Annotated in this window: 15 protein-coding genes and 1 tRNA gene; 12 read left to right on the top strand and 4 right to left on the bottom strand. The window is 64.0% G+C overall.

Going from position 1 to position 13532, the window contains the following annotated elements:
- Positions 1 to 304 precede the first annotated feature (304 nt).
- The 4 genes from VSX60_RS09205 to VSX60_RS09190 all read left to right on the top strand — a co-directional run bounded on the left by VSX60_RS09205 (position 305) and on the right by VSX60_RS09190 (position 2638).
- A complete protein-coding gene (locus VSX60_RS09205) occupies positions 305 to 1246 on the top strand; it encodes an HWE histidine kinase domain-containing protein (RefSeq protein WP_327623858.1) in 942 nt (313 codons plus the stop codon).
- A 144-nt stretch (positions 1247 to 1390) separates the two neighbouring features.
- Entirely contained in the window at positions 1391 to 1681 is a 291-nt protein-coding gene (locus VSX60_RS09200) for a hypothetical protein (RefSeq protein WP_327623857.1), read from the top strand.
- Between the two features lie 144 nt (positions 1682 to 1825).
- Positions 1826 to 2110: a glycine zipper domain-containing protein gene (locus VSX60_RS09195; protein ID WP_327623856.1), complete on the top strand. Its 285-nt coding sequence runs from the start codon at positions 1826 to 1828 to the stop codon at positions 2108 to 2110.
- A 219-nt stretch (positions 2111 to 2329) separates the two neighbouring features.
- Positions 2330 to 2638 (top strand): hypothetical protein, encoded by a 309-nt coding sequence (locus tag VSX60_RS09190; RefSeq protein WP_327623855.1) that lies wholly within the window; start codon positions 2330 to 2332, stop codon positions 2636 to 2638.
- 73 nt (positions 2639 to 2711) lie between these two features.
- Here the strand turns inward: VSX60_RS09190 and VSX60_RS09185 are convergent, their stop codons facing one another.
- Entirely contained in the window at positions 2712 to 3494 is a 783-nt protein-coding gene (locus VSX60_RS09185; protein WP_327623854.1) for a HugZ family pyridoxamine 5'-phosphate oxidase, read from the bottom strand.
- Positions 3457 to 3702 (bottom strand): hypothetical protein, encoded by a 246-nt coding sequence (locus VSX60_RS09180; protein ID WP_327623853.1) that lies wholly within the window; start codon positions 3700 to 3702, stop codon positions 3457 to 3459. The genes VSX60_RS09185 and VSX60_RS09180 overlap by 38 nt, the downstream gene beginning before the upstream one ends.
- Here VSX60_RS09180 and VSX60_RS09175 point away from each other — a divergent pair.
- The 5 genes from VSX60_RS09175 to VSX60_RS09155 all read left to right on the top strand — a co-directional run bounded on the left by VSX60_RS09175 (position 3701) and on the right by VSX60_RS09155 (position 9360).
- Positions 3701 to 5287 (top strand): ABC transporter substrate-binding protein, encoded by a 1587-nt coding sequence (locus VSX60_RS09175; protein WP_327623852.1) that lies wholly within the window; start codon positions 3701 to 3703, stop codon positions 5285 to 5287. The genes VSX60_RS09180 and VSX60_RS09175 overlap by 2 nt on opposite strands.
- Before the next feature lie 156 nt (positions 5288 to 5443).
- Entirely contained in the window at positions 5444 to 6451 is a 1008-nt protein-coding gene (locus VSX60_RS09170; protein ID WP_327623851.1) for an ABC transporter permease subunit, read from the top strand.
- Between the two features lie 94 nt (positions 6452 to 6545).
- Entirely contained in the window at positions 6546 to 7400 is an 855-nt protein-coding gene (locus VSX60_RS09165; protein WP_327623936.1) for an ABC transporter permease subunit, read from the top strand.
- A gap of 11 nt (positions 7401 to 7411) precedes the next feature.
- Entirely contained in the window at positions 7412 to 8383 is a 972-nt protein-coding gene (locus tag VSX60_RS09160) for an ABC transporter ATP-binding protein (RefSeq protein WP_327623850.1), read from the top strand.
- Positions 8380 to 9360, top strand: coding sequence for an ABC transporter ATP-binding protein (locus tag VSX60_RS09155; protein WP_327623849.1), 981 nt, complete (start codon positions 8380 to 8382; stop codon positions 9358 to 9360). Before VSX60_RS09160 ends, VSX60_RS09155 begins: the two co-directional genes overlap by 4 nt.
- 160 nt (positions 9361 to 9520) lie before the next feature.
- Here the strand turns inward: VSX60_RS09155 and sciP are convergent, their stop codons facing one another.
- Positions 9521 to 9811, bottom strand: coding sequence for a CtrA inhibitor SciP (gene sciP / locus VSX60_RS09150; RefSeq protein ID WP_206455261.1), 291 nt, complete (start codon positions 9809 to 9811; stop codon positions 9521 to 9523).
- 363 nt (positions 9812 to 10174) lie between these two features.
- Here sciP and mnmA point away from each other — a divergent pair, with 363 nt between their 5' ends.
- Complete coding sequence (mnmA, locus tag VSX60_RS09145) at positions 10175 to 11350, top strand: tRNA 2-thiouridine(34) synthase MnmA (RefSeq protein WP_327623848.1); 1176 nt, start codon at positions 10175 to 10177, stop codon at positions 11348 to 11350.
- Positions 11351 to 11386: 36 nt separating this feature from the next.
- Here mnmA and VSX60_RS09140 read toward each other — a convergent pair whose 3' ends face one another.
- Positions 11387 to 12352, bottom strand: a complete 966-nt coding sequence (locus VSX60_RS09140) for a Gfo/Idh/MocA family protein (protein WP_327623847.1) — start codon at positions 12350 to 12352, stop codon at positions 11387 to 11389.
- Positions 12353 to 12704: 352 nt separating this feature from the next.
- On the opposite strand from VSX60_RS09140, the gene VSX60_RS09135 reads away from it, so the two are divergent.
- Positions 12705 to 12781, top strand: a tRNA-Met gene (locus tag VSX60_RS09135).
- A gap of 67 nt (positions 12782 to 12848) precedes the next feature.
- Positions 12849 to 13178, top strand: a complete 330-nt coding sequence (locus VSX60_RS09130; protein WP_327623846.1) for a hypothetical protein — start codon at positions 12849 to 12851, stop codon at positions 13176 to 13178.
- Positions 13179 to 13532 lie beyond the last annotated feature (354 nt).

Here is a 13532-nt window from a genome sequence, read left to right as displayed (position 1 = left end):
ACCGATGTGTTGTCGTGCAAGCTGAGCGAGTCGGCGAAAATCGGAAGGGAAGGAGCACCACCGGCCCGCGGGCAGGTGATGCATCGGATGCGGATGGCCGGATTGTCGCGGTCCGGACTGCATCGAACATGGGCTCGCGGTCTGCTGCCCGTGTGGAACGATGGGAAGGTGAGGTGCCCCTCTTTCTGCGGAATGTTCGCGGCTACCCTGAGGTCGCGTCGAGGTCGAGATCGGGGCGATCATGTTGGTCGAGCATCCTATGATGGTGTCGAACAAAATACTGCGGGCCCTCGGGACCACGCACATGTCCGTTTTCTCGCAGGACTGCGACCTGCGGTATGTCGGCATCTACAATGCCGGCCGATCCTGGCTCGCCGGGGCGCAAGCGGGTATGGTCGATGCTGATCTTTTGGCGCCGCAGGGCGCCGAGCGATCGGTCGTGATGAAGCGGGAGGTGATCCGCACGCAGCGGCCCGCGCGCTTCGAGCTCGCCATCGCGTCCGGCGCCTCTTTACGATGGTATGACATTCGCATCGATGTGGACCATGACGAGGACGGGGAGGTCTGCGGGGTGATCGGTACCTCGGTGGAGATCACTGAACAAAAGCGCCGCGAAGAGACGCTGAAGACCCTGCTGCGTGAGTTGTCGCACCGCTCCAAGAACCTTTTGGCGATCATCCAGAGTCTGGCGAGCCAGACAGCGCGTCACTCCGTGACCGTTCCGGAGTTTCTCGTTCGTTTCAGAGGGCGGATTCAATCGCTCGCCTACTCCCAGGATATCGTCACCGATGCCGATTGGCGTGGCGCGGACTTGATGAGCCTCGTCACGATGCAGGTCGAACGCTACGCGCCCGACGGCATGGATCAAATCGCGGTCGAGTCTCCCGACGTCTATCTCTCGCCGACGGCGTCGTTGCATGTGGGGCTCGCACTGCACGAACTGGCGGTCAACGCCGCCTCCTACGGATCATTGTCCGTCCCCGGCGGAACGGTCGCCATCGGCGCGTGGCTTGAAGACAGGGAGGATGAGGAAACCCTCGTCCTGGATTGGCAAGAACGAAACGGTCCGCGCGTTCGCCCGGAGCGTGATGCTCGCTTTGGTACGTCGACGTTGGAGCGGATCGTGCCGAACGCGGTCGGCGGGGCAGCCTCGCTCGAATATTTTTCCGACGGCTTGCGCTATACGCTGACGATTCCTCAGGACCAGTACGAGGTCAACTCGCGCTCCTCTGCCGTAAAGGCCTGAGTCGCCGATCCGGTTCGCTGAGCCGACGGGAACACCGGGCTTTTCGCCGAATCGCCTTTTTCCGAGACGTTTTTTTCAGGTGCCAGCAGGGAATTTGGAACGACTTTCCGAATTGGCCGTTGTTTAGCCAAAGGAGACGTTTCGATGGAACATGTTGCGGCTTTTATGTTACTTGTCGGATGCTCGGGCGATGCTTCGGTCTGCAGAGAAATTCCCGTTCCTGTTCCGGCATATGAGTCGGTTGAGGAATGCCGGCGCGATTTGGCGCTTGAGATGCGCCTGAGTGGCTCCACGGAGAGCAGGGTTCTCGGCGCCTGCAAGGCCGTCGACGCGGACGTCTTCGAGCAATCGGCTTCGATCGACTGGGCCGTCAGCCGGACCGGCGAGTTGCTGATCACGTTTGACGCGGAACCGCAGATGGTGGCGTCCCGTTAAAAGCGGCCGAAAAAATTTGGGCGGGCTGTCCGGCGTTTGATACCCGTGCCGATCTGGATCTGGTCAGTCATCAATATGGTGACGGAACGAAATTGATGCGTTATCGTTGTGAGTGGGGACGACGGGTCCAGTGAGAGGTTGAACATGTTCAAGAAATATTCGATTGCCGCCATCGCAGCGGCTACCATCTTGGTCGCCGGTTGCACGACGGAAGATCGCTATACCGCCGGAGGCGCGGCGCTTGGCGGTCTTGGCGGCGCGGCGATCGGAGCCGGCGTGACGGGCGATGCGAAGGGCGCGCTGATCGGCGGCGCCATCGGCGCTGGCACCGGCGCGGTGGTCGGTAACGTCATTGGCCGCTCCAAGGAGCGTCCGGGCTATTGCCGTTATTCCGACGGTAACATCTATCGTTGCCCAGCCGGTTACTGACCGGGCACGACGGTGATTTGATCGTAAGAGAGCTGCCGGGGTCGTCTCGGCAGCTTTTTTGTGGCCAAATCCGGAAGAAAAGGCCTCGGCACGGACCGATCGCGTCCGATGCGGAGGGCCGAGCCGCCGGCGCGGCAGTGAAGATGGCCCGAGTACGGGCGGTTTCTCGATGACATGCGCATTCGGTCGGCGCGGGATGATGGGATGGAGAAGCTGAGGTTGAAGGAAAAACGTTCGCTGACGCCCCACGGGCATCGAAAGAACGGCTGCCTCCTTGCGGCGCTGGTCGGCGCGGTGGTCCTGTCCGGTTGCACCGGCGGCGCCTTGCCTCCCGTTTTTGGCGCGGTTTTCGGTCTCTCAGGGGCCGAGGTTGCACCGTTCCGGGTCGGGCGAATTCCGGAGACCGTCATCACCTCCGACGATCGCGTGCTCGGCCTGGCGGCCAATAATCCGGGCCAATGCATCTATCTGAGCGGGCAGAGCAATCGCCGGTTTCGGGCGGCCTGCCCGGAGGGCTTCAAGGTTTAGGCCGCGACGGGACGCCGGGGAAGCGACGCCTGCGTAGGGGTATAGGTTCTCGCGGTTTCATTCCTCAGATTCGTCACGCCTTGCCGGCCGCCAGATCGATGAATGCGCTCCGGAACCCGCCGGCTGCCACGGCATCGGCGCGAAACTCCACCCGACACAGTGCATCTCCGCGCAGAATTTCGAAGCCGAGGCGATCGAGAGTCGCGATACGCCATCCATGCCCCTCATGGCCGGCATCGAGGGCGATGCGGTCGATCGCATCGCCATGATCCGCATTCATGTGGTCGCGCGCCCGGATGGCCGTGGCTTGGAGTTCCTCCGCAGGGCCGTCGATGAACTCGGCGGGCGTGAGTTCAAAGGCGCGTCCAAAGCCGCCATTCAGCGAAGCGGACGCCGACTCCAGCTGGACGAAATGGAAATCGCCGAAATCCGCGTAGAGCGCGGATTTCGGATGGCGCGCGAGGAACCGCTCCCGCACCGCCGGACGCTCCGGATCCGTCGCCGCGATGGCGCTTGCCGTCCCGAACACCGTCAAACGGGGATGGGTGAGGGGGTCGCCTTTGCCCGCCGCCCCGACCAGCAGCGAGCAGCGGCAATCGACCGCAAGGGCCCTGGCATGCAGGGTGAGGTCGGACATCAGCAGGAGCGGTCGGCCGAGGAAGTCGGTTGCCACGAGGACTCGGCTGGCCGCCGGATGGCCGTCGCCGGGGCGCAGCACCGCAAGGGCGCCGTGGCGAGCCGAGCGCAGCAGTGTCCGGGCGAGCCGTGTCGCGTCCGCGTCGACGGGTTGCGAGGGCGAGGCGCGGCCGGCGGAGCGGTCAGCCGAAACCTTGGGGCGATCTGTTTTCTTGCTCATCCCACGAATAATAAACCAGATTGTTCATGCCGTGCAGCGGCAAATCCTGGCCAAATCGACGCGCTATGCATCGTCGGGGGTCGAAGCGCAGGGGGTGGTTTTTTGAATGCTTGGTCAAAAAATGCGCTTGCATGACGCCGGCAAAACCTGTCCGATATCGACTTCCGGCGGGTTTGGCCCGCCTCGTGATCAGGGAGATGCCATCCATGAAACTGTTCACCCGGCTCGTTGCGGCGACCGCTTTGACGCTCGCGCTCGGCTCCGCCGCATCGGCCAAGACGCTCGTCTACTGTTCGGAAGGATCGCCCGAGGGCTTCGACCCGGCGCTCTATACGTCCGGCACGACCTTCGATGCCTCTTCCAAGCCGGTCTATAATCGCCTGGTCGAGTTCAAGCGTGGCACGACCGAAATTCAGCCCGGCCTCGCCGAGAGCTGGGAGGTGTCGGAGGACCGCACCGAATACACTTTCAAGCTCCGCCCCGGCGCCAAGTTCCACACCACCGACTTCTTTACGCCGTCGCGCGATCTCACTGCCGACGACGTGATCTTCTCCTTCGAGCGCCAGTTTAAGGAGGACAACCCGTTCAACAAGTATGTCGACGGCGCGAGTTGGGAATATTTCAACGGCATGTCGATGCCGGATCTCGTCAAGTCGATCGAAAAGGTCGACGATCTGACAGTGAAGTTCGTGCTCAATCGCCCGGAGGCGCCGTTTCTGGCCAACATGGCGATGGACTTCGCCTCGATCCTTTCAAAGGAATATGCGGATTCGCTCGGCGACAACAAAGCCGATCTGAACCAGAAGCCTGTCGGCACCGGCCCGTTCAGCTTCCTCGCCTACCAGCCTGATCAGGTGATCCGCTACAAGGCGTTTGCCGACTATTGGGACGGCAAGCAGCCGATCGACGATCTGGTCTTCGCCATCACCACCGATCAGGCGGTGCGCCAGCAAAAGCTCCTCTCTGGCGAGTGCCACGTGATGCCCTATCCGGCGCCCGCCGATATCGAGGCGCTGAAGGCCAACGCCGACATTGAAGTCATGGAGCAGGAGGGGCTGAACGTCGGCTATCTCGCCTACAACACCAAGGTGGCGCCGTTCGACAAGCCGGAGGTCCGCAAGGCCCTCAACATGGCGATCAACAAGGAGGCGATCCTCGAAGCCGTGTTCCAGGGCGCCGGCAAGGCCGCCAAGAACCCTATCCCGCCGACGATGTGGTCCTATAACGACGCTGTCGAGGACGATCCCTACGATCTGGAGAAGGCCAAGCAGGCCCTAGCCGATGCGGGCGTCGAGAATCTGTCCATGAAGATCTGGGCGATGCCGGTGCAACGTCCCTACAATCCAAATGCGCGCCGTATGGCCGAGCTCATCCAGGAGGATTTCAAGAAGATCGGCGTTACGGCCGAGATCGTCTCTTATGAGTGGGGCGAGTATCTCGAGCGCTCGAAGGCGGAAGACCGCGACGGCGCGGTGCTGCTTGGCTGGACCGGCGACAATGGCGATCCCGACAACTTCCTCGCGGTGCTGCTGGGCTGCGACGGCGTCGGCGGATCCAACCGGGCGCAGTGGTGCAACGAGGAATTCGAGAGCCTGATCCAGAAGGCCAAGAGCGGCGAGCAGGAAGAACGCGCCAAGCTCTACGAGGAGGCGCAGGTCGTCTTCAAGCGCGAGGCGCCCTGGGGCACGATCGCCCACTCCGTCGTTCACATGCCGATGCGCTCCAACGTGACGGGCTACGTCATGGACCCGCTCGGCGGTCACTGGTTCGACGGCGTCGACATCAGCGAGTAACAGGTCGGGGAAGGGCGGTTCTTGGGCCGCCCTCCCTGCTTTTTCTGAAGCGATGCGAGGTTCGGGTGGGCAAGGTCCATTCGCGTCGTCGTGTCGACCCCGCCGGGCGGTGCCGGGAAACGGTGCCCGCATCCGGCGAACCTCAAGTCGGATGCCATGCTCCGTTTTCTTCTGTACCGGATCGCCCTCCTGATCCCGACCTTCGTCGGCGTCGCCGTCGTCGCCTTCGCCTTCATCAGGCTGTTGCCGGGTGATCCGATCATGCTGCTCGCCGGCGAGCGGGGCATGTCGGCCGAACGCTACGCCGAGTTGCAAAAGGTCTATGGCTACGACCAGCCGATCGTCATGCAGTTCTTCGACTATCTCGTCGGCATCCTGCAGGGTGACCTCGGCACCTCGATCGTCACCAAGCGGCCGGTGCTGGGAGAGTTCCTGACGCTGTTTCCCGCGACCCTGGAATTGTCGACCTGCGCCATCATCTTCGCCGTCGCGATCGGCCTGCCACTCGGCATTCTGGCGGCCGTCAATCGGGGGACGTGGCTCGACCAGTCGATCATGGGGACCGCGCTCGTCGGATATTCCATGCCGATCTTCTGGTGGGGACTGCTGCTGATCATCTTCTTTTCCGGGACGCTCGGCTGGACGCCGGTCTCGGGACGCATCTCGCTGCTCTATTATTTCCCGCAAGTGACCGGCTTCATGCTGATCGACAGCCTGCTGTCCGGCCAGGACGGAGCGTTCCGGTCAGCGCTCAGCCATCTGATCCTGCCGACGATCGTCCTCGGCACCATTCCACTCGCCGTGATCGCGAGACAGACCCGCTCCGCCATGCTCGAGGTGCTGAGCGACGACTATGTGCGCACCGCCCGCGCCAAGGGGCTGCGGCCGCTGCGGGTCGTCGGGGTCCACGCCCTTCGCAACGCCCTGATTCCGGTGGTGACCGTCATCGGCCTGCAGGTCGGCGTGCTTCTGGCCGGGGCCATCCTGACGGAAACGATTTTCTCCTGGCCCGGCGTCGGCAAATGGATGGTCGATTCGGTTTTCAAGCGCGATTATCCGGTGGTGCAGGGCGGGCTGCTTCTGGTCGCCGGCGTGGTGATGGTCGTCAATCTCCTGGTCGATCTCCTCTACGGGTTCATCAACCCGCGTATCCGGCATCACTGAGGCGATTATGGTCCATACCGACGAACTCAACAGGATCGACGATGCCGAGGCCGCCGCGGGCGGTGCGCCGGGCCGCCGGGGCACGCGGCGGGCGATGCTCGCCGAATTCTGGTTCTATTTCTCCGAGAACAAGGGCGCCGTGATCGGACTGACGGTGTTCTGTTTGCTGGTTCTGATCGCGATCTTCGCCCCGCTGATCGCGCCACACAGCCCGTCCGCGCAGTATCGCGACGCGCTGCTGCAGCCGCCGTTCTGGGAGGATGGCGGAACGACCACCTTCCTGCTCGGCACCGACGCGGTGGGACGCGACCTCCTCTCGCGGTTGATTTATGGCGCGCGTTTCTCGCTTTTCGTCGGTGTTGTCGTGGTGTCGATCTCGGTTACCGGCGGGATCGTGATCGGGCTGATCGCCGGCTATTTCAGGGGCTGGGTGGATACGCTGATCATGCGGGTGATGGACGTGATCCTCGCCTTCCCATCGCTGCTCCTGGCGCTGGTGCTGGTCGCGATCCTCGGACCTGGCCTCGTCAATGCGATGATCGCCATCGCCATCGTGCTGCAACCGCATTTCGTCCGCCTGACGCGGGCCTCGGTGATGGCGGAGAAAGAGCGCGAATACGTCACCGCGGCCCGTGTCGTCGGCGCCAGTCCCTTGCGGCTGATGGTGGTGACGATCTTGCCCAACTGCCTCGGCCCGCTGATCGTCCAGGGGACGCTGTCCTTTTCCACCGCCATCCTCGATGCCGCCGCGCTCGGCTTTCTCGGCATGGGCGCCCAGCCGCCGACGCCCGAATGGGGCACCATGCTGGCCGAGGCGCGCGAATTCATCCTCAGGGCGTGGTGGGTGGTCACTCTGCCCGGGCTGGCGATTCTCATCACCGTGCTTGCCATCAATCTGGTGGGCGACGGCCTTCGCGATGCGCTCGACCCGAAGATGAAGCGGAGTTGACACTCTAACCCATGCCCCTTCTCTCTCTCCGCAACCTTTCCGTCGTCTTCGACACGGCCTCCGGCCCGTTCAAGGCGGTCGACGGCGTCGACATTTCGGTCGAGCCGGGCGAAGTCCTCGGCATCGTCGGCGAGTCCGGCTCGGGCAAATCCGTCGCCATGCTCGGGCTGATGGGTCTGCTGCCACCCTCCGCCACCGTCACCGCCGACGAGATGGCCTTCGAGGGGCGCGACATGCGCGCCATGTCGGATCGCGAGCGGCGCAAGATCATCGGCGGCGATATCGCCATGATCTTTCAGGAGCCGGTGGCCAGCCTCAATCCGTGCTTCACGGTGGGTTACCAGATCCGCGAGGCCCTCAAGGCGCACACCGATCTCGACCGCAAGGCACGCCAGACCCGCGCGGTGGAGCTCCTTCAGCAGGTTGGGATGCCGGAGCCGGAACGCCGGTTGACAGCCTTCCCGCATCAGCTCTCCGGCGGCATGAGCCAGCGGGTGATGATCGCCATGGCGACGGCCTGCAGCCCGAAGCTTCTGATCGCCGACGAGCCGACGACGGCGCTCGACGTGACCATCCAGGCGCAGATCCTCGATCTCCTGGTCGATCTTCAGAAGCAGCACGGCATGGCGATGATCCTGATCACCCATGACATGGGTGTCATCGCCGAGACCGCCGAGCGGGTCGTGGTGCAGTATGCCGGCCAGCAGGTCGAGCGTCAGCCGGTCGCGACGTTGTTCGATACCCCGCACCATCCCTATACGGCGGCGCTGCTTGCCGCGATTCCGGAACGCGCCACAGGCGCGCGCCTGCCGACCATCCCCGGCGTCGTTCCGGGGCAGGGGGATCGGCCAAACGGCTGCCTGTTCAATCCGCGCTGCCCGAAGGCCGACGACATCTGCCGCACGGTGGTGCCGCCGCGGCAGCCACCGGCTTTGGGGGAAGCGCTCTGCCACTATCCCCTCAACGCGGGAGACGCCCGATGAGCGCGATCGTCACCGCCAAGAATGTCAGCCAGGTCTACGAGGTGCGCCGTGGCCTGTTCCAGAAGCCGCTCGAACTCAAGGCCGTGAAGGACGCCAGCTTCGTCGTCGAGCAAGGCGAAACGCTGGCGATCGTCGGCGAATCGGGCTGCGGCAAGTCGACCCTCGCCCGTATGCTGACGATGATCGAAACGCCGTCGGAGGGCGAACTCGACGTCGACGGCGTGCGCGTCTCGGGCGATCATCCCGGCGACATCAAGAAGCTCCGCTCGACCGTCCAGATCGTCTTCCAGAATCCCTATGGCGCGCTCAACCCGCGCCAGAAGGTCGGGGCGATCATCGAGGAACCGCTAAAGATCAACACCAAGCTTTCGCGCGCCGAACGCCGCAAAAAGGCCGAGACGGCACTGGCAGAGGTGGGTCTGCGGCCCGAGCACTACGATCGCTATCCGCATATGTTCTCGGGTGGTCAGCGCCAGCGCGTGGCGATCGCGCGCGCCATCATCCTGGAGCCGAAGATTCTGGTCCTCGACGAGCCGGTGTCGGCCCTCGACGTCTCAATTCAGGCGCAGATTCTCAATCTCCTGGCCGACCTCCAGGAGCGGTTGAATCTCACCTATATTTTTATCAGCCACGATCTGTCGGTGGTCAGGCACGTCGCGGACCGGGTGATGGTGATGTATCTCGGGCGTCCGGTCGAAATCGCCTCGGTCGACGCGCTCTATGCGAACCCGCTGCACCCCTACACGCGGGCGCTCCTGGCGGCGACGCCGGCGACCGATCCGGGCAAGAAGACCCAGCGCATCCGGCTGACCGGCGAATTGCCGTCACCCTTCGATCCGCCGCCGGGTTGTGCCTTCCACCCGCGCTGTCCCTATGCCAACGACCGTTGCCGCTCGGAACTGCCCGTGCTTGTCGAACACGGCCCGACCAAGGTCGCCTGTTTCGCGGTGGAGGAAGGCCGATTACCGCCGGCCTGACTGTCGCCAGCCTCGGACCTGTGAGGTCCGCCGGTATCGTGGGCGGTTGACAGGGTCATGAAAAAACGAAGCCCCCGGTTTTCACCGGGGGCTTTCAATCGCTTTCGAGCCGACGGTAGCCGGTCTCCTCAGGCGCTCGGAAAATGGGGTATGTGCCTATTCAGTGCAGGTCCACCTTCTTGCGATATTCCTGGATCTGTGTGGTACGCAAACCAGCCAGACCGTGCTGGTCGATGGACATCTGCCAGGAGAGGAATTCCTCCACCGTCAGCGTGTACCGCGAGCAGGCCTCGTCGAGGCTGAGAAGCCCGCCGCGAACTGCCGCGACGACCTCCGCCTTGCGGCGGATGACCCATCGTCGGGTATTTGTGGGCGGCAAGTCTGCAATCGTCAACGGGCTGCCGTCCGGGCCGATGACGTATTTTACGCGTGGTCTAACCTGATCGGTCATTGTACTCTCTACAAAACTCAAAGACCTAATCGAACCTCACCCTAGCGCGGCGCTTCTAAAAAAAGCGTCAAGCTTCCCGTAAGGTTTCGATAAGAGTTTGAGCGACCGGCGATCGACGGGGCCAACCCGGCCCCGGAGTCTCACCGCTGGCCCTTCCAACGGTCGCGGATCGTTGCGGGGAAAGCCTTCGGCGGCGTATGACTTGCGGGGCTCTTGCGGGGCGCCTACCTGTGCCGGAGCGCGATGCGTGTCAGGTCCCGAATGAGAGGGAGCGTCATGGCCGCATTATTTTGCTTTTCGGTGCCAGCCCGCTAGAAACGGACCTCCGCCGTCAGAACCGCCGAGACGCCGCAGGAGGCGCCAATGTTGAACAGCCTCGATCTTCCAAAGCTGCCCGCCGAGACGCGTGTCGTCGTCGCCATGTCGGGCGGCGTCGACTCGTCCGTCGTCGCGGCCATTCTGCATGAGCAAGGCTACGACGTCGTCGGCATCACGTTGCAGCTCTATGACGCGGGCGAGGGCGCCCGCCGTGCCGGTGCCTGTTGCGCTGGCCAGGACATTCACGACGCCCGCCGGGTCGCCGAGACGCTCGGCATCCATCATTACGTGCTCGACTATGAGGACCGGTTCCGCGCGGCGGTGATCGATCCATTCGCCGAAAGCTATCTGGCCGGCGAGACGCCAATCCCCTGCGTCGCCTGCAACCAGACCGTCAAGTTCCGCGATCTTCTCGCCACGGCAAGGGATTTGGGCGCCGACGCGTTGGCGACCGGCCATTATATCGATAGCCGACCGAATGGCGGGCATCGCAGTCTCTATCGGCCGCTCGATCTCGATCGCGACCAGAGCTATTTCCTCTACGGGACGACGCAGGCCCAGCTCGATTTCCTGCGCTTTCCGCTTGGCCGCCTGACCAAGCCCGAGACCCGCGCGCTCGCCGACAGGCATGGCCTCGCGATTGCCGCCAAGCCGGACAGCCAGGACATCTGCTTCGTGACCAAGGGCCGCTATAGCGACGTCATCCAGCGGCTACGGCCCGACGCGGGTGAGGCGGGCGATATCGTCCATATCGACGGGCGGCTGCTGGGCCGGCACGCGGGCATCCTGCATTACACGATCGGCCAGCGGCGCGGCATCGGCGTCGCCGCCGGCGAGCCGCTCTATGTGGTGGCGCTCGAACCCGCGACCGCGCGTGTCATCGTCGGGCCGCGCGAAGCGCTGGCGACGCGCCGCCTGCGTCTGCGCGACGTCAATTGGCTCGGGCGCGAGACGCCGGGCGCCCATGCCGCGTCGGGACGCCCGCTCTTCGTCAAGGTGCGCTCGACGCGCCCGCCGGCATCGGCCCGGATCGTCGGCGACGACAGCGACTGGCAGGTCGAACTCCTGGAAGGCGAGGATGGCGTGGCGCCGGGCCAGGCCTGTGTCTTCTATGCGTGCGAGGACGCCGGCGCCGAGGTCCTGGGCGGCGGCATCATCGCCGAGACGGTTCGGCCGGCGGTGGCGACCAGCCATTCGGCGACCGTCGCGGTGGCCGGGTAGAGTAGGGACGGACGTCTTGTCGCCGATTCCGCGTCGTCAGGCCGTCAGGTCCGGCGACGAAAGCGGCGAGGCCAGCGACAGGATCCGGACGGTCTCCACGGCCTCGCTGGCTCCGGTTTCCGGCTCGGTTCGGGTCATGACGCAATCCAGGAAGTGCCTGAGCTCGCGATCGAGCGGCAAGCCCGGATCGGTCGGAAGAAACGCGGCAGGCGCATTGTCGAAGTCGAATGTCGCGCCGGCTCGCCGCACCTTGTGGGCATAAAGCGCCAGCTTCTCGCCTTCCGGGGCCAGATCGTCGAAGGTCAGCATTCCCTCCGTCCCAATCACCGAGAATCGCCGGTCGCGATAGGGCGAAACCCGCGAGACATGAATCTCCGCGCCGATGCCATTCGGGAATTCCAGGATGATGTCGGCGATGTCGGTCTCGTCGCTGAGCACCGTGCGACGATGGCAGATGACCGTGTCCGGATGCTCCCCGGCCAGATGCAGCACCAGCGACAGATCGTGCGGCGCCAGATCCCAGACCACGTCCATGCTGGGAAACCGCCCCAGACCCATCCGGTTCGAGATCAGATGGCGCACCTGGCCGATCCGGCCTTCGGCGACGATCTCGCAAAGCCGTTGGAACACCGGATGAAAGCGGACGACGTGCCCGACCATCAACAGGCGTCCGGCCACGCGCGCCGCCGCGGCAGTCTTCTCGGCGTCGGCCGAATCGAGTGCGATCGGCTTTTCGATAAGGACATCCTTGCCAGCCGCGAAGGCGCCGCGCGCCATGGCGCCGTGGGCGGATGCCGGTAGCGCCAGGACCAGCGCGTCGATATCGGACGCCGCGACCGCCGCCTCGGGAGACAGCGCCTTGACGCCGTAGCGTTCCGCGAAGGCCTCCGCGCGGTCGTCATGGCGATCGGCCACCCCTGCGAGGGCGCCGATCTCGGCGAGGGTCCGGATGTGGTTCTGGCCCCATTGTCCGCAACCGACGACCGCTATTCGTGGGTACATGATGCGTTCTCTCCTGGTGATGTCGAACCGGACCTAGCGAAGCGGCGGCCTCGCCGCAAGGATCGGCGCTGGACGCCTTTCCTTGCGGGGTCTGTCACGGATCGGGATTGAGGGGAGAAGGGCGGGCCACGACGCCGGCCGCCGCTGTGGGCTGTGGCGATCGACATCGGCCGCGTCGGACCCAGGCGAGTTGCTTGCCGATGGCGAACGAAGCGGCATGACGACGGGTTGCGGCGATTTCCACCGGCGAAGGCCAAAATCAGCCGGAGCAGACGCTTCTCCGACCATTGACAGCCGTCGCCCGCGCCTCCTATATCCCCGCCGACCCGAAGTGGTCGCCTCGTCGTGAGATGGCGGAGTAGCTCAGCTGGTTAGAGCAGCGGAATCATAATCCGCGTGTCGGGGGTTCGAGTCCCTCCTCCGCTACCATCATTGCAGTGTTCGGTGGTTCGCCCGGTTTGCGGTGAGGCAGGTTGAGAAGCTCTGCTAGAGCACCGTGGACGTTCAGGTCAAATTTCCCCCGTCCTTCGCGCGGTATCACTTCGATGCTTGTGACGAGCGAACGAATGGCATTGAGCGCGTCCTGGCGGTCGTCTTCGTTGGAGTGCAGCGCCTCCTGCAACTCGGCGATCCTGCGGCGGTAAACCTCAATCGAGGCCGGATGCAGTTCCACGACATCGCTGGCATCCAAGATTGCGGCCAGATCGGCGGTAAGGCGCTCCTTCTCCGCCTCCATCTCGATCAGCCGGGTCTTCATGCCTGCCGTTGCAGCACCATCGGCTATGGAATCGATGATGTTCAAGATTTGCCTATCGAGAATGCCTAGCCGTTTGTCGATCTGGTGCCGGTCCCGCCGCATTATGGCGTTCAGCCGCTTCCTCTCGACATGATACTCAGCAAGGAATTCGGCAATCGCATCGGGGGCGAGCAGCCGTTGCTTGATGCCTTCAAGCACGCGACATTCGAGGTCGGGCACGCGAACAGTTCGGTTGTTCGCGCAGGTTCCCCGTTCCCGATGCGCTGTGCAGGCGAGCTGATCCTGGGACTTGATGGTGTAGGTCGCGCCACAGCCGGTAGTGTCCGCTTTGATGGTGGAAAATCGGACCTCGAATGGTGTGACGGAAGTGGCCACCGGATTGGCCGGCTAAGGTGGAGTTGCGAGACTTCAACCTGACCGGAG

This window comes from Aurantimonas sp. A3-2-R12 (assembly GCF_036016755.1).
Taxonomy (GTDB): Bacteria; Pseudomonadota; Alphaproteobacteria; order Rhizobiales; family Rhizobiaceae; genus Aurantimonas; species Aurantimonas coralicida_A.
Note: the sequence above shows the minus strand (reverse complement) of the source record. Positions and strands in the feature narration are given on the sequence as shown.